This window comes from Pedobacter sp. UC225_65 (assembly GCF_042698365.1).
Taxonomy (GTDB): Bacteria; Bacteroidota; Bacteroidia; order Sphingobacteriales; family Sphingobacteriaceae; genus Pedobacter.
In genome coordinates this window covers 180,237-205,290 of sequence record NZ_CP170550.1, presented here as the reverse complement: position 1 = coordinate 205,290, position 25,054 = coordinate 180,237, and the positions used below count along the sequence as shown (strand labels likewise).

At 38.4% G+C, this 25,054-nt stretch carries 21 protein-coding genes and 2 pseudogenes; 17 read left to right on the top strand and 6 right to left on the bottom strand.

Annotation, left to right across the window (positions count from 1 at the left end; genetic code table 11):
- Nucleotides 1-118 precede the first annotated feature (118 nt).
- The 5 genes from ACFJIZ_RS01030 to ACFJIZ_RS01010 all read left to right on the top strand — a co-directional run bounded on the left by ACFJIZ_RS01030 (nt 119) and on the right by ACFJIZ_RS01010 (nt 2,905).
- Nucleotides 119-748: an ABC transporter ATP-binding protein gene (locus tag ACFJIZ_RS01030; RefSeq protein WP_379089848.1), complete on the top strand. Its 630-nt coding sequence runs from the start codon at nt 119-121 to the stop codon at nt 746-748.
- Complete coding sequence (locus ACFJIZ_RS01025) at nt 745-1,818, top strand: ABC transporter permease (protein WP_379089846.1); 1,074 nt, start codon at nt 745-747, stop codon at nt 1,816-1,818. Before ACFJIZ_RS01030 ends, ACFJIZ_RS01025 begins: the two co-directional genes overlap by 4 nt.
- Nucleotides 1,733-1,963: an FtsX-like permease family protein gene (locus tag ACFJIZ_RS01020; protein ID WP_379089844.1), complete on the top strand. Its 231-nt coding sequence runs from the start codon at nt 1,733-1,735 to the stop codon at nt 1,961-1,963. Before ACFJIZ_RS01025 ends, ACFJIZ_RS01020 begins: the two co-directional genes overlap by 86 nt.
- Nucleotides 1,964-2,035: 72 nt before the next feature.
- The gene (locus tag ACFJIZ_RS01015) at nt 2,036-2,479 is read left to right on the top strand and encodes a hypothetical protein (protein ID WP_379089842.1); all 444 of its coding nucleotides are present in this window, start codon (nt 2,036-2,038) and stop codon (nt 2,477-2,479) included.
- On the top strand, nt 2,480-2,905 hold the full coding sequence (locus tag ACFJIZ_RS01010) for a Fur family transcriptional regulator (protein ID WP_379089840.1): 426 nt from the start codon (nt 2,480-2,482) through the stop codon (nt 2,903-2,905).
- An 80-nt stretch (nt 2,906-2,985) separates the two neighbouring features.
- On the opposite strand, the gene ACFJIZ_RS01005 is transcribed toward ACFJIZ_RS01010, so the two are convergent.
- Nucleotides 2,986-3,492 (bottom strand): peptidylprolyl isomerase, encoded by a 507-nt coding sequence (locus tag ACFJIZ_RS01005; protein WP_379089838.1) that lies wholly within the window; start codon nt 3,490-3,492, stop codon nt 2,986-2,988.
- A 10-nt stretch (nt 3,493-3,502) separates the two neighbouring features.
- Nucleotides 3,503-5,515 carry a thioredoxin domain-containing protein gene (locus ACFJIZ_RS01000; RefSeq protein ID WP_379089836.1) on the bottom strand — a complete coding sequence of 671 codons (2,013 nt, stop codon included), beginning with the start codon at nt 5,513-5,515 and terminating at the stop codon, nt 3,503-3,505.
- Nucleotides 5,516-5,663: 148 nt separating this feature from the next.
- Between ACFJIZ_RS01000 and ACFJIZ_RS00995 the strand changes: the two genes are divergently transcribed.
- Both ACFJIZ_RS00995 and ACFJIZ_RS00990 read left to right on the top strand, forming a co-directional pair.
- Nucleotides 5,664-6,764, top strand: coding sequence for a mandelate racemase/muconate lactonizing enzyme family protein (locus tag ACFJIZ_RS00995; RefSeq protein WP_379089834.1), 1,101 nt, complete (start codon nt 5,664-5,666; stop codon nt 6,762-6,764).
- 200 nt (nt 6,765-6,964) lie between these two features.
- Nucleotides 6,965-7,561: a GIN domain-containing protein gene (locus ACFJIZ_RS00990; RefSeq protein ID WP_379089833.1), complete on the top strand. Its 597-nt coding sequence runs from the start codon at nt 6,965-6,967 to the stop codon at nt 7,559-7,561.
- A 58-nt stretch (nt 7,562-7,619) separates the two neighbouring features.
- On the opposite strand, the gene ACFJIZ_RS00985 is transcribed toward ACFJIZ_RS00990, so the two are convergent.
- Both ACFJIZ_RS00985 and ACFJIZ_RS00980 read right to left on the bottom strand, forming a co-directional pair.
- Nucleotides 7,620-8,450, bottom strand: coding sequence for a glycoside hydrolase family 25 protein (locus tag ACFJIZ_RS00985; protein WP_379089831.1), 831 nt, complete (start codon nt 8,448-8,450; stop codon nt 7,620-7,622).
- A gap of 100 nt (nt 8,451-8,550) precedes the next feature.
- Nucleotides 8,551-9,921, bottom strand: a complete 1,371-nt coding sequence (locus tag ACFJIZ_RS00980; RefSeq protein WP_379089829.1) for a dipeptidase — start codon at nt 9,919-9,921, stop codon at nt 8,551-8,553.
- A gap of 175 nt (nt 9,922-10,096) precedes the next feature.
- Between ACFJIZ_RS00980 and ACFJIZ_RS00975 the strand changes: the two genes are divergently transcribed.
- The 8 genes from ACFJIZ_RS00975 to ACFJIZ_RS00940 all read left to right on the top strand — a co-directional run bounded on the left by ACFJIZ_RS00975 (nt 10,097) and on the right by ACFJIZ_RS00940 (nt 19,899).
- On the top strand, nt 10,097-11,059 hold the full coding sequence (locus ACFJIZ_RS00975) for a GDSL-type esterase/lipase family protein (RefSeq protein WP_379089827.1): 963 nt from the start codon (nt 10,097-10,099) through the stop codon (nt 11,057-11,059).
- Between the two features lie 56 nt (nt 11,060-11,115).
- Nucleotides 11,116-11,646 carry a PH domain-containing protein gene (locus ACFJIZ_RS00970; RefSeq protein WP_379089825.1) on the top strand — a complete coding sequence of 177 codons (531 nt, stop codon included), beginning with the start codon at nt 11,116-11,118 and terminating at the stop codon, nt 11,644-11,646.
- Nucleotides 11,646-13,139 carry a PH domain-containing protein gene (locus tag ACFJIZ_RS00965; RefSeq protein ID WP_379089823.1) on the top strand — a complete coding sequence of 498 codons (1,494 nt, stop codon included), beginning with the start codon at nt 11,646-11,648 and terminating at the stop codon, nt 13,137-13,139. Before ACFJIZ_RS00970 ends, ACFJIZ_RS00965 begins: the two co-directional genes overlap by 1 nt.
- A gap of 173 nt (nt 13,140-13,312) precedes the next feature.
- On the top strand, nt 13,313-15,598 hold the full coding sequence (locus ACFJIZ_RS00960) for an ATP-dependent helicase (protein ID WP_379089821.1): 2,286 nt from the start codon (nt 13,313-13,315) through the stop codon (nt 15,596-15,598).
- A 189-nt stretch (nt 15,599-15,787) separates the two neighbouring features.
- Entirely contained in the window at nt 15,788-16,465 is a 678-nt protein-coding gene (locus ACFJIZ_RS00955; protein WP_379089819.1) for a DUF4290 domain-containing protein, read from the top strand.
- Between the two features lie 52 nt (nt 16,466-16,517).
- Nucleotides 16,518-17,843 (top strand): UDP-N-acetylglucosamine 1-carboxyvinyltransferase, encoded by a 1,326-nt coding sequence (gene murA, locus ACFJIZ_RS00950; RefSeq protein ID WP_379089817.1) that lies wholly within the window; start codon nt 16,518-16,520, stop codon nt 17,841-17,843.
- A gap of 494 nt (nt 17,844-18,337) precedes the next feature.
- Nucleotides 18,338-19,651: a histidine kinase dimerization/phospho-acceptor domain-containing protein gene (locus ACFJIZ_RS00945; RefSeq protein ID WP_379089815.1), complete on the top strand. Its 1,314-nt coding sequence runs from the start codon at nt 18,338-18,340 to the stop codon at nt 19,649-19,651.
- An 8-nt stretch (nt 19,652-19,659) separates the two neighbouring features.
- Nucleotides 19,660-19,899, top strand: coding sequence for a sensor histidine kinase (locus tag ACFJIZ_RS00940; protein WP_379089813.1), 240 nt, complete (start codon nt 19,660-19,662; stop codon nt 19,897-19,899).
- A gap of 58 nt (nt 19,900-19,957) precedes the next feature.
- Here ACFJIZ_RS00940 and ACFJIZ_RS00935 read toward each other — a convergent pair.
- Both ACFJIZ_RS00935 and dprA read right to left on the bottom strand, forming a co-directional pair.
- Nucleotides 19,958-21,318 (bottom strand): annotated as a pseudogene (locus ACFJIZ_RS00935) (pyridoxal-phosphate dependent enzyme).
- Nucleotides 21,319-21,450: 132 nt separating this feature from the next.
- Nucleotides 21,451-22,542 (bottom strand): annotated as a pseudogene (gene dprA, locus ACFJIZ_RS00930) (DNA-processing protein DprA).
- Nucleotides 22,543-22,688: 146 nt separating this feature from the next.
- Here dprA and ACFJIZ_RS00925 point away from each other — a divergent pair.
- Entirely contained in the window at nt 22,689-23,057 is a 369-nt protein-coding gene (locus tag ACFJIZ_RS00925) for a BlaI/MecI/CopY family transcriptional regulator (protein WP_379089811.1), read from the top strand.
- A gap of 348 nt (nt 23,058-23,405) precedes the next feature.
- Nucleotides 23,406-25,034 (top strand): M56 family metallopeptidase, encoded by a 1,629-nt coding sequence (locus ACFJIZ_RS00920; RefSeq protein ID WP_379089809.1) that lies wholly within the window; start codon nt 23,406-23,408, stop codon nt 25,032-25,034.
- Nucleotides 25,035-25,054 lie beyond the last annotated feature (20 nt).

The following is a 25,054-nucleotide window of genomic DNA, read 5'->3' as shown; positions in this document are numbered from 1 at the left end:
AGTAATGTTAAGTGCTTTGATCTGTATCTGCACTTTAAACAATGGCTGTAAGCATACAAAGCCCAATGCCAAAGAAATTTATATGAAATACCTCAAAAGTCACATCAAAAGATAAAAAATGATTTCAATCAAATCTGTAGCACATAGTTATAACGGCACACAGCAGATCAGTTTCAAAGACTGGCAGATCAACGATGGTGAGCAATGGTTGTTATTGGGCGAATCTGGTAGTGGGAAAACAACTTTATTGCACATTTTAACGGGTATCTTAAAACCAAAACAAGGGGAAGTAAAAATCAGTGATACTTCGATCTATACGCTCTCTTCTAAAAACCTTGATCAGTTTAGGGGCAGAAACATTGGGATTATTTTTCAAAGGCCACATTTGATCAAGAGCTTGACCATAGCTGAAAATCTGTTGTTGGCCCAAAGCTTTGCCCACTTGCCAGAAAACCATGAAAGGATTGATGAGGTATTGAAATCCTTGGATATCAGTCATAAAAAGAATGCTTATCCAAAAGAATTGAGCCAAGGTCAATTGCAACGTGTTTCTATCGCCAGGGCAGTGATCAACAAACCTGCTTTATTGATTGCAGACGAACCTACTTCTAGTTTGGACGATAAAAACGCTGCTGCTGTTTTAGAATTATTGATGCAACAGTCTGGTTTAAACCAAGCCACATTGGTGGTGGCCACCCACGATAAAAGAGTTAAAGATGCATTTACACATACTTACGATTTAGCATGAGCCCATTAAAAATTAGCTGGAAAAGTTTGATCTCTAAACCTTTGTCATCGGGTTTAAACATCATGTTGATTGCATTTGGAACCGGCATCCTTACTATTTTGTTATTGGCTTCTACGCAGATCGAAAATAAGCTCAACAACAACTCAAAAGATATCGACTTGGTAGTAGGTGCAAAAGGAAGTCCCTTGCAACTGATATTGAGCAGTATCTATTATATTGATTTCCCAACGGGAAACATTCCTTTAAAAGAAGCCAATGAACTGTCTCATAACCCTTTTGTAAAACGAGCCACTCCCCTAGCCTTGGGCGATAACTACAATGGGGTAAGAATTGTTGGAACAGACAGCAACTATGTTAGTCTTTATGGGCTAAAAGTACAAAGTGGCAAGTTTTGGTCAGCCGACCTTGAAGCTACCATTGGTACAACTGTTGCCAAAGAACAAAACCTAAAAGTAGGTGATACTTTTTTTGGGGCGCATGGTTTAACCAACAATTCTGATGTACACAAGAGCCATGCCTATAAAGTTGTGGGTATTTTGGCTCCACAAGGCAATGTTACCGATAACCTGATCTTAACCAATGTGGCCAGTGTATGGAAAATGCATGAACCTGAAGATGAGCATAAACCTGGTGAGGCCCATGAAGAACACCATGAAAGTACAGAAATCAGCAACAGGGAAATCACTTCATTATTGATCCAATACCGTTCGCCAATGTCGGTAGCCATGTTCCCACGTATGGTCAATCAAATGACGAGCCTACAATCTGCATCACCAGCAATGGAAAGCACCAGACTTTTCTCTTTGATTGGTGTAGGTGTTGATACTTTACAATGGTTTGCCATTTTGATCATGTTTATTGCCGCCATTAGTGTGTTTGTAAACCTTTACAATTCTTTAAAAGAGCGCAACTACGATCTGGCCATCATGCGAACCTTGGGTGCATCTCGAACAAAACTATTTATGATCGTCAATCCTAGAGGGCTTGGTATTGACCATAGTAGGCACGCTGATTGGGGTAGGTTTAGGGCATTTGGCATTGCAGTTGATTGGGCATTACCAAGAAAGTAGTCAGGCCAAACTAACTGGACTGATCTTCATTCCTACCGAAACTTACCTCTTGCTTGCTGGTTTAGGTATTGGTATATTTGCTTCTATCATCCCTGCATTGCAGGCTTATCGTTCTAATATTTCTAAAATATTGGCGAAAAACTAATAAATAATGAAACCTTGAGCATAATGCTCTTGAACAACAATAAAACAACCGGAAAAATAAATTAATAATCTGATGAAAAAACTAAGCTTTATCCTTTTGATCCTTGCAGGTTTTGGCTTCTCGGCCAAGGCACAACACGACCCTAACGACCAAATCATTTCAGAAAACTGGGATGTTATTGGCAGTGTAGACTTTAAAACTGTTAAAGACACAGAGATGTATGCGATTTTTGGCAATGAGATCAAAAAACATGCAAATAAACCTTTTGAGTTGGAAGGTTATATCGTTCCGATCAAAGACGGCATGAAACAGACCAAATTTATGCTTTCTACGTTACCTATTAATCAATGTTTCTTTTGTGGTAAAAATGGCGTTCCGATCATGGTATTGGTAGAATTGGTAGAACCAATCAAGTTTACCTATCAAACGGTAAAAATCAAAGGAACATTAAAATTGAGTACTGCTAATGCGATGGATAATCCACCGATTAGTTTAACCGCTGGAAAGGCTTTATAAATGACATTAACCGCAGATCCAATTGAAATTTTAAAACAGCATCAGCTCAAGAACACCAGACAAAGGGTTCGTGTTTTGGAGGAGATTGCTTCAGATTCTGCTGCAATTTCTCAGCCAGAGCTAGAAAAAAAGCTAGGTAAGGAGATTGACAGGGTAACTTTGTACCGTATTTTGAATACGTACGAAGACAATGGGATCTTACACCGCATCATTGACCTCAATGGTACGGCAAATTATGCCATCTGCTCTTCTGCTTGTACGGCGCATCACCATCACGATGAGCATGTGCATTTCAATTGCACCAATTGCAGCAAAATCTATTGTTTGAGCATAAAAGTACCTCCAATCGATATTCCAAAAGGATTTGAAACACAATCCTTGAATTTGATTGCCTACGGAGTTTGTGAGAAGTGTAGCAAGAAATAAGTAATCATAACAGATGGACACCAAAAACAAAACCCCGATAACTTTTAAAGCTATCGGGGTTTTTATGTCATTTTATATAATTAGTGACCTGCGTGACCATCTGCACCGTGCGCATGGCCATGGCTCAATTCATCTGCATTAGCTTCGCGTACAGATAATACTTTACCAGCGAAGATCAAGTTTTTACCAGCCATTGGGTGGTTTAGATCGACAGAGATGTGCGCTTCGTGAACACCAGTAACACCAGCACGGAATTGGTTACCTTGGTTGTCTTGCAACGGAATAACATCTCCAACCTGTGGCAACTCACCACCTGCTTCTTTAAACATATCGATTGGTAGATCAACGTGTGCAGTTGCATCAATTTCACCGTAACCATCTGCAGGAGAAAGCTCAAAGCTATATTCATCACCTGCTTGTAGGCCTTGTAAATGTTCTTCAAATTTAGGTAACATCATACCTACACCAAACAAGAACACTAATGGCTGTTCTTCATTTGCTTTTTCAACAAAAACTTGCTGACCTTCTGGAGTAGTAGTGTGTAGTTCATAAGTTATAGACACTACTGTGTTCGAATTAATATTCATTCTTAATGGTTTAATTTAATAATTTCACTGCCTCGGCAACCGTATGTACTGGCAGTTGGCAAGTTTTATTTCGGCAAATATAAATCTTTGTTTGTTCGCTTTCCTTATCTTTTAACAAAGGGAGTTCACTTTTTGTTCCGCCCAATGTAATTTTGTTGGGAATATAGAATTTACTCAGGTCTTTTTTGGTGCTTTTGATGTCATTTCCCACTACTGCAATTTCATTAATTCCGTGAACCTCATTTAACAATTGGATACACCAGTTGGAATAGGCCGAGCCATAAGCCTTGATCCTAGGCAATACCGAACTTAGCATTGCAGCTGCTTTTTCGCGATAGCTTTCCTCATCATAAAAAAGCCCCAGCTTTTGGAGGTTTTGGGCCATCACAGAATTGGAAGCAGCAATTACATTGTCCATTACCTCATGCTTACGGGCAATCAGCTCTTCGCCATTGCTCGCAGTATAAAAGAACATGTCATTTATTGGATCATTAAAATTAGCCAATACATGATCAGTCAATTTTTTGGCTTCAACCAACCATTTTTCGTTAAAGTCTGCTTCATATAATGCAATCAAGGCATCGATTATAAAAGCATAATCGTCTAAAAACCCTTGGATATTCGCTTTACCGTTTTTATAATTGCGATACAAACCTCCATCTATTGCCCTAAGGTGATGCAAGATAAATTCAGCAGCTTTTTTGGCACTGTTGTAATAGCTTTGCTCATCTAAAACCAGTGATGCATTTGCCAAAGCTTTGATCATCATCGCGTTCCAAGCTGTCAAACATTTATCGTCCAATCCAGGTCTGATCCTTTTGCTTCTTTCCGCCAATAGTTTTGCTTTGGCCGATTTCACTTTTTGGTGAAGCATCTCTTCATCAATACTATGTTTAGCTATGAAATCTTCATCTTGGATTGTTCTTCTCAAGATATTGGTTTCTTCTTCTTCCCAATTGCCCGCTGCAGTTACATTAAAATAATCACCCATCAAAACTGCATCATCACCTAAAACCTCATCAAATGCAGTTTTGTCCCAAACATAAAACTTACCTTCAACACCTTCACTATCGGCATCTAAAGCCGAATAGAAAAGTCCATTTTCGGCAGTCATCTCTCTATATACCCAGTTAATGGTTTCTTCAATTACTTGTTTAAAAGGTTCAAATTTTAAGCATTGGTAAGCTTCAGCATACAGATCGATCAGTTGGGCATTGTCATACAGCATTTTTTCGAAGTGTGGCACATGCCATTTGTCATCCACCGAATAACGGGCAAAACCTCCTCCGATCTGATCATAAATGCCACCCATCGCCATGGCTTCTAAGGTGGTACAAACCGCAGTAAAGGAAGCCTCGTCTGGTGTTAAGAAACTATAACGCAACAAAAAGCTCCAGTTATTGGGCAGTGGAAATTTAGGCGAACGGTTATATCCCCCTTCAGTAATGTCGAAATGACGTTTCCAAGGTTCGATCATCTCTGTTAAATGAGATTGGTCGAAAGTAATCTGCGTTGTTGATGGAATAATCTTTTCTGCCTGTTGGATGCCCTCGCTTAAACGTTCGGCATAGTTTTTGGCTTTTTCTGGCTCATTTTTCCAAAGATCGGCAATATTAAGCAGGATGCTGATCCAATCGTTTTTTCTAAAATAGGTACCGCCATATACCGGTTTTTGGTCTGGCAAACAAATTGCATTCAAGGGCCATCCCCCATTTCCGTTCATCAGCTGCACGGCCAACATATAGATCTGGTCAATATCTGGTCGCTCTTCCCGGTCAACTTTGATACACACAAAATTCTTGTTCATTACCTCGGCCACTTCAAAGTCTTCAAAACTCTCGTGTTCCATTACATGGCACCAATGACAGGCCGAATACCCAATACTGACCAAAATCAGCTTATTTTCTGCTTTGGCCAAAGCCAGCGCTGCTGGGCCCCACTCGTGCCATTGTACAGGATTATAGGCATGCTGCAATAAATAAGGTGAGGAAGCGTGGATAAGGTCATTTGGTTCTGCTGACATTTTTGTGGTTTTATTTAGTGTGTTGTAAGTGGCAATTGGAGATGTACGCCATCACAACAAAGTTATTAATTACTAAATACCTATTAAGATTAATTATTGTTTTTTACTTTAGCATTCTTAAGCTGACCATCCATTATCCAAACCAGAAATGAAAATTACCCATACCGAAATATATCGCTTTAGCATTCCGATGGAACCATTTGTAATTGCTACTGGCACCATGCATTTTGCCCAAAATGTATTGATCAGGATTCATACCGATGCTGGTATCTACGGTACAGGCGAATGTTCTGCTTTTCCGATGATCGTAGGCGAAACGCAAGAGACCTGTTTGGCTATGGCCAAAGATTTTGCCCAGATCTGGAAAGGGAAAAACCCTTTAGAGATTCCTGAGCGTATGCAAGATCTATTGAATTATGCAGACCATAATGCAACCATTAAAAGTGCCTTTGATATGGCGTTATTTGATATTGCTGCAAAAAATGCGAAACTACCTTTATACCAGTTTTTAGGTGGACACAAACGAACGATTGAAACTGACATGACCATTGGCATTGATACGCCCGAAGGAATGGCCTTGACAGCGCTTAAGCATCAAAAAAATGGATGTAGAATCATCAAGATCAAGCTAGGTAAAAAGGTACACGAAGATATTGAAAGAGTAAAACAGATCAGGGCCGCTGTGGGCAATGAGATGATCTTACGATTAGATGCCAACCAAGGTTGGAGTTTTGATGATGCACTTTTTGCCCTTGGAGCACTAGAGAGCCAGCAAATAGAGTTCTGTGAGCAGCCTATGCGCACTTGGTTTGATGACCAGCTGCCAGAACTGGCCTTAAACTCGAAGATCAAAATTATGGCCGATGAAAGCTGCTACAACCATCACGACGCTAGAAGATTGATCAACAACAAAGCCTGTGAATATCTGAATATCAAATTTGCCAAATCTGGAGGAATTTTAGAGGCGCAAAAAATTCATGAGGAGGCTTTGCAACATGGCGTAAAATGTATGATTGGTAGCATGTTAGAAAGTAGGATTGCTTTAACTGCCAATTTGCATTTTGCCTTGGCGAGTCCTAATGTTGTATTTTTTGACTTGGACACCTGCCTACTTGGTCACTTGGTTGATCCTGTAATTGGTGGGCTGAGTTACGATGGTTATTTCTTAAGTGTGCCTGATAGTCCGGGTATTGGCGCAGATGCAGACCCAGCCTTTCTAAAAGGTTGCGAACAGTGGATAATTAGTTAAGAATCATAACAATATTTTAACAATTCCAAGACAGTAATTTAATAAACCTAATTTTTTAGTTTTTGTTAAATTATTTTCGTCTAGGATAAAAGGGAGTTCGTCGATAATTATAATATTTTGGTATAAAAGGGAAGATTTGGTGCAACTTTTTTTAAATCGGAGCGTCTTATCTACAAATCCACACAAATTATATTATGGTTATGAAAACTTCAATCAAATCACTAATCGCTGCGTCACTAATGACTGTAGTGGTTTCAACATCAACTGTTTACGCTTACACACCAGTAGTAAAAACTGTTTCTGCAAATGCAGTAGATGTGACCTCAATTAAAAAAGTAATTGTTACTGGCAATGTAGAAGTTACTTTAGTTCAGTCGCCGAAATCGAAAACCTTATACAAAAAAGAGAACGATGCTTACGTACATGTTAAACAAGTTGGAAGTTCTTTGTTAATAGACACCAAAAACAGTACAGAAAATGCTAAAATCACTGTATATGTTGATGAAATCTATAGAATTGATGCTTCTGGAAATGCAGTAATAGAAACCAATGATGCTTTAAAGCTAGATTATCTTCAGATTTTCTTAAAAGACAACGCTAAAGCCGATATCAATTCTACAACAACAGGTTTATATACTTCTTTGATCGGTGCTTCTGAATTAAGATTACAAGGTTCAACAGGTACACATGTTGTTGCCATGGACAAGTTATCTAAAATAACAATGGAAAGATTTAGTGCAGTAAAAACTGAGACCAAACCAATCGTTTTCCCAGAATATACCGCATTGAACAAATAAGCACTATTGTTTGATTTAAACGAATAAAAAGTCTACCAAATTAATGGTAGACTTTTTTTTATTGCACCAATAGTTGTTGGAATTGCAAACTGTCTCCATTAAATGCATTAAAGTCTACAACGTGGTTAATGCCATTGATCCTTGCCTTATCAGAATGTTGCCAAAACTTCCATGCATTTGAAGGTATTTTTAATTTAGGCTGGTGGTAATGTGCTACCCAAAAAGGATAGCCTTCATAATAACCCATTAAATGGTCCTGATAAAACTTCAGTCCCGAATAGATGATTGGTCTAACTTTAGTTTTTACTTCGATCTGGATAATAAAGGCATTGAGTTCTTTTCGCATCTTGTCTGGCGAAACACCATCTAAACTTTCAATGTCAACTACTGGGGGTAAATCACCTTTTTCTATATTAACCGTTTGTAAAAAAAAGTTGGCTTGCCACAGGCCTGATCTTTTAGGTCTAAAAAAGTGATAGGCACCTACCTTTAAACCAGCTTTCGGAGCTTCGCGCCAATTGCGCTGAAAATAGGGGTCTACATTCAACACGCCTTCGGTGGCCTTGATAAATGCAAAATCAACTGCCACCCCATCTTCTTTCATTGCCTTTACTTTTTGCCAATCGATCTTGCCTTGGTAATAAGAAACATCAATGCCATGAATGGTATATTTTTTAGGAATTTTGATGTCATAGCTTTCGTATGTTCGGTAGTTTTTGTCTTCGTTAGGGTGGCGCAGCCAAAACCATGTTGAGGAAGCTACTTTTAAAACATAACCGTAGTAAAATGGTGATAAAAGCACCAATACCACACCTGCCATTACAAACTTGAGTGTTGTAGACAGTCCTTTGGTCTTTTTTCGGGATGGTTTTCGTTTCCTGGCTGGCATTTGATAAAAATACCCAATAAAAACGTCCTTTCGAACAAAGAGAGAAATCTATTGGGCAGACTTCTCTCTTCATTTGATATATCCGAAAGGATAAAAATGCTTATTTACTCAATTCAGCATAATATTTATGGAACAATGGCAAAGTTTCGATGCCTTTGTAATAGTTATAGATATCATACTTTTCATTTGGCGAGTGTAGCGCATCGCTGTCTAAACCAAAACCAAACAATACCGATTTGATACCTAAAACATCTTCAAATAAAGCTACAATTGGAATGCTACCACCACCACGTGTTGGGATAGGTTTTTTACCAAAACTATCTTCAATTGCTTTTTCTGCAGCACGGTAAGCAACGCTATCAGTTGGCGTTACCACAGGTTCGCCACCATGATGTGCCGTAACTTTTACTTTCACATAATCTGGAGCAATACTTTCGAAATGTTTGGTGAAAATTTCAGAAATCTCATCAGAACTTTGGTTTGGAACCAAACGCATCGAGATTTTAGCATTGGCTTTGCTTGGCAATACGGTTTTTGCACCTTCACCAATGTAACCACTCCAAATTCCGTTTACTTCTAAAGTTGGTCTTGTACCGGTACGTTCTAAAGTACTGTATCCTTTTTCGCCCCAATCGGCCTTGATATCAAGGTCTTCTTTATATTCTGTTAAGTCGAAAGGAGCAGCATTCAATGCTTTTTTCTCTTCTTCGGTTAGCTCAACTACTTTATCGTAAAATGCTGGAATGGTAATGTGGTTGTTTTCGTCGTGTAGCGAAGCAATCATCTTACATAAAATCGTAGCAGGGTTTGCCACTGCACCACCATATACACCAGAGTGTAAGTCTCGGTTCGGTCCTACTACTTCAACTTCCATATAAGCTAAACCACGTAGACCGGTTTCGATAGACGGGTTTTCCATGCTGATCATCGAGGTATCAGAAATCAATACCACATCTGCTTTCAGCCTTTCTGCATTGGCTTTCACAAAAATACCAAGGTTTGCAGAGCCTACTTCTTCTTCACCCTCGATCATAAATTTAACGTTGCAAGCCAAAGTATTGGTTTTCATCATCAATTCGAAAGCTTTTACGTGCATGTAGAACTGGCCTTTGTCATCGCAAGCACCACGAGCATATATCTTACCATCGCGAACCGTTGGTTCGAATGGTGGAGTTTTCCATAATTCAAGTGGATCAGGTGGCTGCACATCATAATGTCCGTAGATCAAAACGGTTGGCAAGCTCGCATCAACGATCTTCTCTCCATAAACGATTGGATATCCTGCTGTTTCACAGATCTCAACTTTGTCGGCACCTGCATCTTTCAGCTTTTGAGCTACAAAATCAGCAGTTTTTAACACATCTCCTTTGTATTTTGGATCGGCACTAACCGATGGAAAACGTAACAATTCAAACAACTCATCTAAAAAGCGTTGCTTGTTGTCTTCAACATATTTCTTGATTTCTTGCATAACATTTATATTTTGAACAAATATAGGTTTTTCGCCAAAAGCATTCTAAAAACAATTGAATCAATAATTAATTGGTTCAGATTAACTAAAAGTAAATCAAGCGTATAAATAGCTTTATTAATATTTATATATTTGTAATTAATAACTTTATTTTGCGCTATAATTATATTTAGGGATGAGATTTCGGGCATTAGCGCTATGCATTGCACTTTTACTTTGTTTTTCTTTAAAAACCATCGCCCAGATCACTGGAGCGAGCTGCCCCGAATCGGCCAAATATTTTTCAAAAGATAGTGTAAACGTAATCACTTTTGGTGCCAGTACGGTTGAGGGTGTAAATGGGCTTAATTTCCAGACCTACCTTACCACCAACTTTGTTAACTGTTACATCAACAAAACCATTAATATCCAGAAATATGGTGTGAGCGGAGAAACCACTGCACAAGGCCTATTGCGCATTGACAATGCCATAGCTGATAAAACTGGTTTCATTGTGATCTTAATGGGAGCCAATGATGCGCTACAGATCGATGCGGGCAAAATGACACTTGCACAAACAGAAGCCAATATGCGTACATTGATTGTAAAGTCTCTCAATCAAAACCTCGTACCTATTGTATGTACACTTCAAAATTTTGATGACAGAACCAGTGCGCTTTATAGAAGGGTTAATTTACAGGTTAGGGCGATCAACGATATGTATAAACGCCTGATCAAAGAATACAATATTTATCTTGGCGATATTAACGCGGCCATGCGCAGGGATTTCACACTTTATCAAGATGCTGTACATCCGAATGCGAGGGGCAACAGATTGATCAGCTTTGTGTTATTCGACGCGATCAACAAAATCATTGCAGAAAGATTTTTACAGTTTACGGTAAGCCAAAACTATCCAAATCCGGGTAAAAGTCAAACATCTGTAGATATTATCATGCCTGAAGCTGATAAAGTAGAGTTTAAGATCTACAACATACAGGGCAAGCTCATACAAACCGTGTTACACGAATACCTGAATACTGGAAAGCATACCATCCAGATCAATTTAGACTATCTCAATCCGGGTGTTTATATCTATAGGGTGGCCACGAGTTCTGGGTTATATGTCACGACCAAAAAAATGGTTGTTATTCGTTAACTTTAAATATCGACTTTATTCCTTTATCATTATCTTTAGTGCATAATTAAAGGCAAATGCAAGATTTTACCAACGAGACCATCGACCTGGATAAACTCCCAAAATATCAGGAAATCGTACTTACCGCACCCGACCAAAAATATTGGAAAGTAATTATCATCAATATCTGCATCTTCTTATTCATCATCGGCATAGGCTTAGGCCTTTTTCTTTGGCTAAACACCTATATCAAGCCTTACACCTACCCCATTATTGGTGGTTTTTTGGTTTTTGGCATTTTACTCTTCTTGATCCACAGGGCTAGTTTCAAAAAAAGAGGTTATGCTTTAAGGGAAAAAGATATCGTCTATAAAAGTGGCATCATTGCCGAAAAAACATCCATTGTACCTTTAAATAGGATACAACATGTATCGTTGGACGAAGGTGTTTTTTCGAGGATGTATGGTTTGGCTACTTTAGAAATCCATACTGCTGGAGGCAGTGCGGGGCATATGCATATTGCTGGCATCCCAGTTGAAAAAGCCAGCGTTATCAAAGAGGCCTTGCTTAAAAGAATAGATTTATTAGAAAGTTTAGCTGCAGATTAATGGATTACGATTTCAGCAAACCACAAAGACAATCTGCTGCCGGTATCATTATTATGGCGGCAAATACGTTGCAACATGTAATAAGGGCCATGATCTTCCCCATCATTATTTTTATAGTGAAGGTAGACCACAATATGCTTTGGTATACCGGTTTGGGTACTGTGGCTTTGTTGTTCATCGTTTTGACCTATTCCTATTTCAACTATAAAAAATTTACTTTCTATATAGATGAGGCCAATCAGGCATTTATCATCAACAAAGGGATATTCAATAAAAACCTGCTGACCATACAATTAGACAAGATCCAACAGGTAAACATCAACCAATCGCTTTTACAAAAGATGATCGGTGTATTTAGCCTACAGATAGATACGCCTGGTGGCGATGGCAAGGAAGTAAGCATCAAGGCCATTAACGAACAGATTGCCTACAGTTTAAAGGAACGCCTGTTAAATGTCCATAAAACCGTCATTGAGGATAGCGCAGTTCAAGAACAGGCACAGACACAACCCAAAGCCTCATTTTTAAAAATCAGTATCACTACTTTATTTAAGGTAGGACTTACTTCTAATTATGGCAGTAGCTTGGCCTTATTGTTGGGTTTTACCTATGCGTTATTCCACAATACGAAAGAGCTTTTAAAGGCTTTTGCCAGCGATGATGGACAAGTAGAGGCAGCCATCAAAAGTGGTGTTTCGCTTTTTTCGGTTGGAATACTCATTGCCTTATTGCTATTTGTATTGTTGGCCATAAACATTGTGAGAACCTTTGTTAAATATTTCGATTTCGAGATTAGCCAACATCGGCATTCATTGCTCATTTCTTCAGGACTTTTTGCCAAGAAGAACACTTTGTTGAGCCCACATAAAGTTCAGATCACTACCTACAGCCAGAATTACTTTCAAAAAAAGTTCAATATGTTGAATTTGAACTTGAAACAGGCACATGATGGCGAGGCAGGAAATGAAAAAGAAAGACAGAAGTCCAATCTTGAGGTTCCGGGTTGTAACCCAACTGAGCGTGATGAACTGTTAAAGATGATCTTGGGCAAGATTCCTGCCGAAAGCGCAAGTTTTGTCCCGAACTATCGTTTCTTAAACCTACCTATTTTCTTTAATGTGGCTATCCCGCTCATTATCTTCTTTATATTTTCAGCTAATTTTGAAGTAGTCAAAGCCTTTTATCCGCTGGCCATTGGTTATGCTGTCATCGTAATTGGCATGATCTATATCAGTTATACTAGACATCGCTTAATGGTGAGCCAAGATTTTATCATCAAGAAATCGGGCATTTGGGATGTTTCACACGAAATCATCTTCCCACATAAGATCCAATCCATTACCACATTTCAATATCCTTGGCACAAAGGTGTAGATGTTGGCCATGTTAACCTGCACACCGCCGCGGGTACCATCCACTTTAAATATGGCAATTATACCGAGAATCAAATCTTTGGTCAACTATTGGCTATATCAGATAGAAAGCGGAAGTGAAGAATGGATGTAGGCATGAGGTTGCAAGGTCTAAGGTTGAAGGCTTAGGGTCTAAGGTTTCGATAAGCCTACCTCAAAACTGGCGTCTCAATAAACAATTAATTTCTTTACCAACAAATTCCGATAAAAGCACATAATTTGCTATTTTTGGACCTCAAAAGACAGGAGCTGATTTGGATTATTTAGAAGGATTAAACCCACAACAACGCGCAGCAGTAGAAAACACTGAAGGACCAGTAATGATTGTTGCTGGTGCAGGTTCAGGCAAAACCAGGGTAATTACTTATAGGGTGGCGCACCTGATACAAAAAGGTGTGGATGCTTTTAACATTTTGGTATTGACCTTTACCAACAAAGCCAGTAAGGATATGCGTGAGCGCATTGGAAAAGTAGTGGGTAGCGAAGCCAAAAATATCTGGATGGGAACTTTCCACTCGGTATTTGCCAAAATATTAAGGGTCGAAGCAGAGAAAATAGGTTATCCTTCTAATTTCACCATCTACGATACCGACGATAGCAAAAGTTTGATCCGTAGCATTTTAAAAGAAATGCAGTTGGATGATAAATTATATGCTGCAAATGTGGTATACAATCGCATATCAGCCGCGAAGAACAACTTGATTTCTGCAACCGAGTATTTAGAAAACGACCAGATCCAAGCCGAAGATGCAGGCAATAAACGCCCCTTGTTAGGATTGATCTATGATACTTATGCCAAACGTTGCTACAAAGCTGGTGCAATGGATTTTGACGACCTGTTGTTCAAAACCAATATCCTGCTTAAAAACCACCCAGACGTTTTAAATAAATACCAGCACAAGTTTAAATACTTAATGGTTGATGAGTACCAGGATACCAACTTTTCGCAATATACCATTGTAAAAAAATTGGCAGCTGCACACCAAAATATCTGTGTAGTGGGTGACGACGCACAAAGTATCTATGCTTTCCGTGGAGCAAATATCCAAAACATCCTAAACTTCGAGCGCGATTATCCTGAGCTAAAGGTCTATAAGTTGGAACAGAACTACCGTTCTACACAAAGCATTGTAGAAGTGGCCAATAGCATCATTGCCAACAATAAGAACCAATTGGAGAAAAACGTTTTCTCTGAAAATGAGAAAGGTGATAGGATCAAGGTTTCGAGAGCTTTTACCGACAATGAAGAAGGTAAATTGGTAGCCGAAGCCATTGTACAGGACAGAGCAAACGCAGGCATACAATATAAAGATTTTGCCATTTTATACCGTACCAATGCCCAAAGTAGAGCAATGGAGGAAGCTTTACGGAAGTTGAATGTGCCATATAAGATCTATGGCGGTCTATCTTTTTACCAACGTAAGGAGATCAAAGACTTAATTGCCTATTTCCGTCTAACCTTTAATCCTGCTGATGAAGAGGCCATTAAACGGGTGATCAACTATCCACGTCGTGGTTTGGGCGATACCACTATTGAAAAAATTGCAGTTGCAGCCGACAAACATGATGTAACCATGTGGCAGGTGATCTGTAACCCGCAACAATATATTGAAGGTAGGATTGCCAATCAGTTGAATGATTTTGCGGTAATGATCCAGAGTTTTGCAGCAGAATCAAAAAAATTGGATGCCTACGATACTGCCTTGTTTATTGCGCAACACTCGGGTATTTTAAAGGAACTGCATACCGATGATAGCGTAGAAGGACGTAGCCGTTACGAAAACATACAGGAATTGTTGAACGGGATCAAGGAATTTGCTGAACGAGAAGATATCGAAGACCGCAGTTTGGCCATTTTTATGCAGGATATTGCCTTATTGACCAATGACGACCGTCAAGATGATAAAGACAAGGATACCGTTTCTTTAATGACCATCCACTCTGCCAAAGGATTGGAGTTTAAAAATGTATTTATTGTAGGATTGGAAGAAAACCTGTTTCCATCACAAATGTCTTTAACTTCGAGAACTGATCTAGAGGAAGAGCGACGTTTATTCTACGTAGCCATTACCAGGGCAGAAAAGAAGTTAACCATTACTTATTCTACTTCACGCTACCGTTGGGGTACTTTAACTTCTTGCGAACCAAGCCGTTTCATCAACGAGATCAATCCATCTTATCTAGAATTAGAAGTGGTAAAGCCTGCGAAAAGCAATTTCGGTGAAAACAGTTTTGACAACGAACGCAAAAGCTGGAGTCAACAACGTGAGTTTACACCTAAACCTACTACCAGTACCACCGTAATTAGGCCAAAAACAACTTCGATTTTACCTAAGGCACACGTACCAACAGCTGGTTTTACACCCAATGCTGCCAACGAGTTTCAAAATGGTATGGATGTTGAACATGAGAAGTTCGGATTTGGTAAAATTGTGAACCTGGAAGGCAGTTTGCCAGATGTAAAGGCGACCGTATTTTTTCAAGGTCTGGGAAACAAACAATTGTTATTAAAATTTGCCAAATTGCGAATTGTGAAATAAATATAGCAGAGATGCTGTTAGCTGCCTATTAATTGTATATCTTTGAAGCAAAGAATGGCAACATTTCGATGAATTCTTAACCAAGATTTCTCTGTGAAAAATATGTTTTGTTTCTCAACACCTATTTTTTTGTTTTGGTTATTTCATAATGTGCATAACAATAGCTAATTTTCAACAATTAAATTATTCATGAATTTCGATTATAATACAACGCGTAGCGATTTAATTTTGGCAGAATATGGCCGTAATGTACAGAACATGGTGAAGTACATTATTGATTTGCCGACCAAAGAAGAACGCAATAAATATGCACAGGCCGTTATTGATCTGATGGGTTTTTTAAACCCACATTTACGTGATGTTGCCGATTTTAAACATAAATTATGGGACCATCTACATATCATTTCTGATTATAAGATCGATGTAGACAGCCCTTATCCGAAACCTTTACCAGAGGCAGCACAGTTTAAACCTGCGCATATCGGTTATCCCCAACAAAAAATCACCTATAAACATTATGGTAAAACTGTTGAGAAACTGATTTCAAAAACCATGGAAGAGGAAAACCCAGAACGTAAATCTGCTATGGTACAAGGCATTGCCAATTTCATGAAAATGGCCTATGTACAATGGAACAAAGACAATGTTGCTGATGAGGTTATTCTTAAAAACCTAAGAGAACTTTCTGGCGGTAATCTAGAACTGGAAGAAAATGTAAACTTACAAAAAGTTGAATTCAGACCTCAGGCCAACAGACCAAGTAACAACAACAATCGTGGTCGTCAGAACAATAACAAAGGTCGCCAGAACAACAACAATAACAACGGTCGCCAGCGTAACAATAACAACCAAAAACAAAGACACTAATCAAAAGAAATACCTGTTGTTTCAAAAACAATAAGCAGATAAATATATACAGATGAATGCATTCGAAATCATAGGCGGTAAAAAATTAAAAGGCGAAATTACTCCACAAGGGGCAAAAAATGAGGCTTTACAGATTTTATCGGCAGTTTTATTAACCGACCAAAAAATTACCATCAGCAATATCCCAGATATCAAAGATGTAAACAAGCTGATCGAATTATTGGGAGACCTAGGGGTAACCGTTGAACGGATCAACAAAGACACCTATACTTTCGAAGCAAAAAACATTAACCTTGATTTCTTCCAATCAGATACATTTAGGGCAAAAGGCGGAGGCCTGCGTGGTTCTATCATGATCGTTGGTCCATTATTGGCCCGTTTTGGTAAAGCAGCAATCCCTAAACCAGGTGGCGATAAAATTGGCCGTAGACGTTTGGACACCCACTTTATCGGTTTTGAAAAACTAGGTGCAAAATTCATTTACGATTCTAAAAAAGCATTTTTCAACGTTGATGCCACCAATTTAAAAGGGGCATACATTTTATTGGACGAAGCATCGGTAACCGGAACTGCAAATATTGTAATGGCTGCTGTTTTGGCAAAAGGTACCACCACCATCTATAATGCTGCCTGCGAGCCTTATCTACAACAATTGTGTAAGATGTTGAACCGCATGGGTGCAAAGATTTCGGGTATTGGTTCTAACCTTTTAACCATTGAAGGGGTTAAGAAACTAGGTGGAACCGAGCACAGAATGTTGCCTGACATGATTGAAATCGGTTCTTTTATTGGTTTAGCTGCCATGACGGAATCAGAAATCACCATCAAAAATGTTTGTTATGATGAGCTGGGTGTAATCCCTGAGGTTTTCAAAAAACTAGGAATCAAATTGGAGCGCAGAGGCGATGATATTTATGTGCCTTCTCAAAAGCACTATGAAATAGACACCTTTATTGATGGGTCTATCTTGACTATTGCAGATGCTCCATGGCCAGGATTTACACCGGATCTATTGAGTATCGTTTTGGTCGTAGCTTCACAGGCAAGAGGTTCGGTACTTATCCATCAAAAAATGTTCGAAAGCCGCTTGTTCTTTGTAGACAAATTGATAGACATGGGTGCACAGATCATTTTATGTGATCCGCATCGTGCTACCGTTAATGGTATCGACAAAAAATACAAACTTCGTGGAATCAGCATGACATCTCCTGATATCCGTGCTGGAGTTTCCTTATTGATCGCAGCCCTATCTGCAGAAGGTACCTCGACCATTTACAACATTGAGCAGATTGAACGAGGTTACCAAGATATCGATATCCGCTTACGTGCATTAGGTGCACAGATTAAACGGGTAGAGGGCTCTGGCCCAAGCCACTAAGATGACGATTTACAACCCCATCCAAAAAGTATTAAAGTATAGATCACTCGCATTTATATGTTTAATACTTTTTTTTTGGAATTAGTGGTTGTAAAAACACGACCTCTGAAAGTGAAGGTAAACAGCTAGACCAAATCCTAAAATACAAAGAATTAGGTCCCATTACCAAGGCCTATATCGACACCTTAGATTCGGTTCGTAAATACATTGGAAAGAATGATGTAACCCGTTTAACCAAATTCTATCGGATCAAACAGCTATATCTTCAAGCCACTGAAAAAGATTTAACCAAACTAAATCTATACGCCGATAGCGCGATTGCCCTTTTTAATGACCAAGACATAATTGCTGCCAATAAAAATGCTTATTTCGATGCCTTACTCTTAAAGGGAGATGCTTTATATGATGCTCAAAAATATACCCAAGCAGTTTTATACTATCTAGAAGCCCGTTCCTTCCGTAAAAAGAACCTAGATATCTGTAGCAATAGGATATTGAACGTACGTTTGGGTAATGTCTATTTCATCCAGGGAAAATTTGAACAATCTGCCAAATATTATAAGGAAAGTTACGAACTAGAGCAGGCCTGTGCCACTTATAGCGATCCAAACAAAGAGTTTTACGAAATACAAGCCTTATTAAACAATACAGGTTATAGCTACGAAAAAGCTAATCTATTGGATAGTGCAAGGCACTTTTTTCAAAAGGACCTGGACTACATAGAGATCAAAAGAAAAAACAATAAAGTTGATACCAAAACTTTAGATGATGCTGCCGCTACTGTATTGGACAATCTGGGAAGTGTGCTACTTAAAAAAGGCGAGCTTGATAAGGCAGAAGAAATGCTAAAAAGAAGTATTGCCACTAAATACTCTGAAGGTGACGGCATAATGATACCTCCATTGATCAAATTGGCACACCTCTATACACTTAAGCATAATTATAAAGCAGCTGAACAAGCTTTTGTAAAAGCAGATTCAATATTGGTCAAACAACCAAATCCTGAATTAGAATCGAGGTGGAACAAAGCCAGGTCCGAATTTTACGCTCAACAAGGTAAATTCGATTTAGCCTATGCCAAGCAGCAGCAATATCTGGTTTTAAGGGATTCTGTTAATAAAGACAAGGCTAAACTCTCTTCTATTGATATAGAAAAGGATTTTGTCAATCTAGAACAGAGCTATAACCTACAGAACCTTGAAAAAAAAGATACCATAAAGAACATCTATCTGATTTTTACCGCATTTCTACTCTTTTTGGTGATCATTATTGCTTTTTTGATGTTCAGAAATATCAAATTGGCTAAAAAAAGCAGCCAAATTATCGAACGGCATAATCAAAAGCTACAAGAAACTTTATTAAAATTGGAAGATGCCAACCAAAATTACGCAAGGGTAATGAAGGTAATGGCCCACGATCTGAGGAACCCCCTTAGCGGCATTGCCGGAATTTCCGCTTTTTTGATAGAAGACCATCAACCAGTGGATGAAAAAGCATCTTTAGAGATCATCAAAGCCTCTGCAGATAATGCATTGGGTCTAATTAATGAACTACTAGGTTCTGTTCTCCCTACACATGGGCAAGGAGCAATTGTATTTAAAAAGGAAAAACTCAATATCCAGTTGTTGTTACAACAATGTACTTCATTATTGAATTTTAAAGCAGGTGAAAAGCAGCAAAACATTGTCATCAATAACCATGAGGAGGTTTTCATCAATGCCGATGCAGATAAACTATGGCGAGTATTCAACAATCTTATTGTGAATGCCATCAAATTTAGCCACGAAAGACTCTACCATTCTTATTGATGTCCAAAATGAATCGGATCAAAGTAATCATTCACATCGCCGATAATGGCATTGGCATCCCTAAAGATTTTGAAGAGAAGATTTTTGACATGTTTACCAAAACCAAACGCTTGGGAACTGCAGGAGAAAAGCCTTATGGTCTGGGCTTATCTATTTCCAAACAGATTGTCGAGGGGCATCAGGGTAAGATCTGGTTTGAACCCAATCCAAGTGGCGGTACCATCTTCTTTATTCAACTTCCTAAATAAAAAAACGTCATAGACCCTAGGCCCATGACGTTTCTTCTCCAAGCATCTGGTCTATTGATTAACCAGAAATTGCTTCTATAATATCATATTGGGTAATGATTTCGAATTTTCCTTGTTCGTCTTCTACCAATACCGCACTGTTGTCTTTATTGATCATCGAAGATATCTTATCAATTGAGGTATTTAGGTCAACAAATGGCAAAGATGCTGTCATCATCTCTTTACAGGACTAGATTTTAACGATGGGTTTTCTAATAAAGCCTCTAACACATTGCTTTCTGTAACTTTACCAATCACCATCCCTTGTTGGGTAACAGGCAATTGAGAAATGCTCAAAGTCTTCATGATATTGATTGCTTCTACAATAGTTTTTTCGCAATCTAAGGTAACTACCTCTTGATTAGAGCGTTTAGCAATAATAGAACGGGCTGTTAGTTTTTCATCTTTCAAGAAACCACGCTCGCGCAACCAATCTTCGTTATACATTTTACCCATGTAACGGCTACCATGGTCATGGAAAATAACAACCACAACATCTTCTGGTTTCAATTGGTCTTTCAATTGCAAAAGACCGGCAATGGCAGAACCGGCAGAATTACCTGCAAAAATACCTTCTTTACGTGCAATATCACGGGTCATTAAGGCCGCATCTTTATCGGTTACCTTTTCAAAAAGATCAATGATGTCGAAATTTACATTTTGTGGTAAAAAGTCCTCTCCAATACCCTCTGTAATGTAAGGATAAATCTCATCCTTATCTAAAATACCTGTCTCTTTGTATTTTTTGAATACTGAACCATAGGTGTCAATTCCCCAGATTTTGATATTTGGATTTTGCTCTTTTAAATATTTACCCGTTCCAGAAATTGTTCCACCTGTACCTACACCTACTACCAAGTGCGTGATCTTACCTTCTGTTTGTTTCCAGATTTCAGGCCCAGTCTGCTCATAATGTGCTTGACTATTAGATAGGTTATCGTACTGATTGGGTTTCCAAGAATTAGGCACTTCACGCTCTAAACGAGATGAAACTGAATAATAAGAGCGGGGATTTTCGGAGTCCACATTGGTAGGGCAAACAATTACTTCTGCTCCAAACGCACGTAAGGCATCTACCTTTTCTTTTGATTGTTTATCTGTTGTGGTAAAAATACACTTGTATCCTTTAATGATAGCAGCCATTGCCAGGCCCATTCCGGTATTACCAGATGTACCTTCAATAATTGTACCTCCTGGTTTTAATTTTCCACTTTTCTCCGCATCTTCTATCATTTTTACCGCCATTCGGTCTTTAATAGAATTGCCTGGATTTGTTGTTTCAATTTTTGCCAAAACCGTAGCTGCAACATCTTTAGTAATGTTGTTTAATTTAACCAATGGCGTGTTACCAATGGTTTCTAAAATATTATTATACCACATGCTGCAAAAGTACACAATGACAATAAGTATTTTACAACTTAATATTTATTCGAAACTAAATTTTATTAAATTAATATTTAAAAAATATTATTCCATAATCTAGTTAATTAGTATACTAAAAATACTATAAAATTAGGATAACTTGTATATTTTACCAGGTAGCGAAACCAGTATGCCCTGCATTTCTAGTGTCAGTAATATAATGGCAAGTTTACTTTGTGTTAGATTGGTACTTAGCGCCAATTGGTCAACACTTAAGGGTTTCTCTTTCAGGATATCAACAAGCTTTTGTTCGTCATGAGTAAGATTTAATGGTAAATGGGCTTGTACTTCTACCTTTTGAGATTTCTCATCATCCCAACCTAAGTAATAGATCAGGTCTTTTGGATGATTGATCAGCCCTGCCCTATTGGTTTTGATCAAGAAATTACAACCAGCAGAAAATTCGTCATTTGTCCTACCCGGAAAGGCATATACATCTTTATTGTAAGAATTGGCAATTTCTGCCGTAATGAGCGCGCCTCCTTTTAAAGAAGCCTCCACAACAATCGTCACATCGGCAATGCCTGCAATTATCCGGTTTCTTTTTGGGAAATTCTCTCAATCTGGAGTGGTACCAGGCAAGAACTCTGTCAATAACCCACCATTATGCACCATCTTTTTTGTCAGTTCTTTATGCACTGCGGGATAAATCCTATCCAAACCATGTCCTAATACACCAACTGTAGGTATTTCATTATTTAAACTCTCTTTATGTGCGATGGCATCTATTCCATGGGCCAAACCACTCATCACCACTACCTGATAGGGCTGTAGCGCTTCTACCAGTTGTTTACAGAGCAGTTTGCCGTAAGGTGTGGCATTTCGCGTACCCACAATGCTGACAATCCTTTTATGGTTCAAATTGGCTGTCCCTTTATAATACAGGATCAACGGCGCATCGTAACAGTTCCTCAGTCTTTTTGGATAATTCTCATCTGCATAAAATAAAACTTCTACATTGTTCTTTTCAATAAAGTGAAGTTGTTCTTCGGCCTTTTCTATGGCATTGTGCTGCAGCACATGATTGGCGGTCTTCTCTCCTATGCCTTCTATTTTCAATAACTGCGCTTTCTTAGCGGCAAAAACTGCTTCGGCACTGCCAAAGTGGGCCAATAGGTTTTTGGCCAACATCGGCCCAACCCCTTTGATCAAACTCAAAGCTATCTTATGTGTTAAACTCATCCAATCTAATGTAAGTATTTTATTTTTTTGCACCTACACTAATTTTAATTCAATGTAAATCAAATTGTTACAACTAAACTACAAAAATAGTTTGTCAACTAGAAAAATAGTCGTAGATTTAGATTAACAACAAAGAAAAAAATATAATGAGAGAGTTAACAAAAGCAGAAGAACAAGTCATGTTAATCCTTTGGGAAATGAAAGAAGGCATTGTAAAAGATGTGATCGACAAAATGGATCCACCAAAGCCTGCTTATAATACCGTATCTACGGTAATTAGGGTTTTAGAAACCAAAGGTTTTGTTGATCATAAAGCGATTGGCAACACCCATATCTATTTTCCGATCATCAGCGAAGCACAATACAAACATTTCGCGTTTGACAAGGTAATGAACAACTACTTTGAGAACAATTACCAGAGTCTGGTTTCTTTTTTGGTAAAGGAAAAGAACATGGATATGAACGAGCTTGATGAACTGATTGCAATGGCAGAACAACTTAAAAACAAAAAATAATGGATTGGTTGTATTATTTGATCGAGGCAAATCTTTATTTGCTGATTTTTTACGGGTTTTATAGGTTGTTTTTATACAACGAGACTTTTTATAATAGCAATCGTTATTATCTAATTTTAAGCAGCATAACCGCTTTTATACTTCCTATTTTACAGATTGGCTATCTAAAACCTATGCCAAGTGTAGACGACTTTGCAACAGTAGGTACTGTTTATGGAGAAGGAAGTTTCTCAACCCAATCAGTTATATTGAAGTTACCCGATTGTACAAACCTTTAACTTTTCAGATTACATCTATCCCATCTATCTTTTTATTGCCTTTTGTTTTGCTGTTAAATTGGCAATAGGCTTGGCCAAGATCATCAAACTTTGGTTAAATGCCAATAAAACGAATGCAGGAGCCATTACATTGATCGAGTTGAATGAACAGACCACAGCATTTTCTTTCTTCAATCTTTTGTTCATCCATCCACATCTGGCCGATAAGCAAACTGTTTTAAAACATGAAATGGTGCATATCAAACAAAAACATAGCATAGACATCCTGTTTTTTGAGGTATTACAAATCATCTGTTGGTTCAATCCGATGATTTACTTCATTAAAAGAGACATTACGCTATTACACGAATATATTGCTGACGAGTTGACCACAAGTAACGACATCCATAAACATGAGTATGCCATGTTCTTGATCGAAAACTCTTTTGGCATTAGGCCAACCCCACTTACGAACCAAATTTTCAATCAATCAATATTAAAAAGGAGAATTAACATGTTAAACAAAAAAAGAACGGCTGCCTGGGCCAAACTCAGGTTGCTGCTGGTGCTCCCTTTGGGTGGCGCCATGTTATGTGCCTCTACCATGGCATTTACAAAAGATTATGGTTATGTAGACCTGCTTCCGGAGAAAAGCAGCACTGCTAAAACCAACCCACAAGAGGTGATCAAGGTAGAGGATATCAAAAAGCAGACTGCACCAAAAGTTCAGAATGTAAAAAGAGATGTCAAATTTGATAGAATCAGATTATCAAACAGTTTTATTCCAAAGCTGATTTCAGACCCTAAAACGGGTAAAGTACGTTCCATAGAAAAAAGGTACATTGTGGTTAATGGCAAAAAAGTAGCGGACCTCAACACTTTTTATGGGGTAAGTAACACTCAAAAAGTTACCGAATTGAATGCTGAACAGGCGATCAAAAAGTACGGAAATGAGGCTAAATATGGAGCTGTAGAGATTACCGGTGACCATATTAATTGGTTAAAATCGGTTATGCTTAATCAACCACCACCAAAAGTAGACCAAATCAAATTTCCACCTCCAATTGTGAAACCAGATGTACAGACCAGTTTTCATCCAAGACACCAATATAACAAGACATTGGATAAAATGGTAAATGTTGATAAACGCTACATTATCGTAAATGGAGAACCAGTTACAGACAATAGCACTTTCCATGGGGTTACACAAACTGAAAGCGTAACTTATCTGAGTCCAATTGAAGCAATCAAGGTGTATGGAAATGAAAAAGGAAAACGAGGTGCTGTTGTAATTAAAGGCAGTGGGCTTAAATACATTACCGAAGTTAAGGTACCTCCAGCGGTTGAGCCACCTCCCCCACATCAAAACAAGGCTCAAAAAACAAAAGGAGACATGATCAAGTTCCCTCCTCCGGTAGTGAAGAAGGATGATGTTAAATTTCCTCCTCCAACTTTGAAGCTGGATGAAAAAAAAGGATCTGACCAACAAAAGGAAGAGAAGATGAAAGAAGATGTGGCTAAATTGATCTCGAAATTACCTCCTATCACCGTAATGGATAAAGAGACCAATAAGCCAAAACAGATTTCTAATGGAGATATTGCTAAATTGATCAGAAAACTACCTTCTATTACAGTAAGTGATCAAACTCCAACTTACGAAATTAAATCAGACCCAAAATCACCATCTATTAAAATCGTTGTCGACAAAAAGAATCCATAACCTTCTTGGTCTTTTATAAT

Excerpts from the sequence above, each read along its gene's own strand:
- ACFJIZ_RS01030 (WP_379089848.1), top strand. The coding sequence starts at position 119 with ATGATTTCAATCAAATCTGTAGCACATAGTTATAACGGCACACAGCAG.
- ACFJIZ_RS01025 (WP_379089846.1), top strand. The coding sequence starts at position 745 with ATGAGCCCATTAAAAATTAGCTGGAAAAGTTTGATCTCTAAACCTTTG.
- ACFJIZ_RS01015 (WP_379089842.1), top strand. The coding sequence starts at position 2,036 with ATGAAAAAACTAAGCTTTATCCTTTTGATCCTTGCAGGTTTTGGCTTC.
- ACFJIZ_RS01010 (WP_379089840.1), top strand. The coding sequence starts at position 2,480 with ATGACATTAACCGCAGATCCAATTGAAATTTTAAAACAGCATCAGCTC.
- ACFJIZ_RS01005 (WP_379089838.1), bottom strand. The coding sequence starts at position 3,492 with ATGAATATTAATTCGAACACAGTAGTGTCTATAACTTATGAACTACAC.
- ACFJIZ_RS01000 (WP_379089836.1), bottom strand. The coding sequence starts at position 5,515 with ATGTCAGCAGAACCAAATGACCTTATCCACGCTTCCTCACCTTATTTA.
- ACFJIZ_RS00995 (WP_379089834.1), top strand. The coding sequence starts at position 5,664 with ATGAAAATTACCCATACCGAAATATATCGCTTTAGCATTCCGATGGAA.
- ACFJIZ_RS00990 (WP_379089833.1), top strand. The coding sequence starts at position 6,965 with ATGAAAACTTCAATCAAATCACTAATCGCTGCGTCACTAATGACTGTA.
- ACFJIZ_RS00985 (WP_379089831.1), bottom strand. The coding sequence starts at position 8,450 with ATGCCAGCCAGGAAACGAAAACCATCCCGAAAAAAGACCAAAGGACTG.
- ACFJIZ_RS00980 (WP_379089829.1), bottom strand. The coding sequence starts at position 9,921 with ATGCAAGAAATCAAGAAATATGTTGAAGACAACAAGCAACGCTTTTTA.
- ACFJIZ_RS00975 (WP_379089827.1), top strand. The coding sequence starts at position 10,097 with ATGAGATTTCGGGCATTAGCGCTATGCATTGCACTTTTACTTTGTTTT.
- ACFJIZ_RS00970 (WP_379089825.1), top strand. The coding sequence starts at position 11,116 with ATGCAAGATTTTACCAACGAGACCATCGACCTGGATAAACTCCCAAAA.
- ACFJIZ_RS00965 (WP_379089823.1), top strand. The coding sequence starts at position 11,646 with ATGGATTACGATTTCAGCAAACCACAAAGACAATCTGCTGCCGGTATC.
- ACFJIZ_RS00955 (WP_379089819.1), top strand. The coding sequence starts at position 15,788 with ATGAATTTCGATTATAATACAACGCGTAGCGATTTAATTTTGGCAGAA.
- murA (WP_379089817.1), top strand. The coding sequence starts at position 16,518 with ATGAATGCATTCGAAATCATAGGCGGTAAAAAATTAAAAGGCGAAATT.
- ACFJIZ_RS00940 (WP_379089813.1), top strand. The coding sequence starts at position 19,660 with ATGAATCGGATCAAAGTAATCATTCACATCGCCGATAATGGCATTGGC.
- ACFJIZ_RS00925 (WP_379089811.1), top strand. The coding sequence starts at position 22,689 with ATGAGAGAGTTAACAAAAGCAGAAGAACAAGTCATGTTAATCCTTTGG.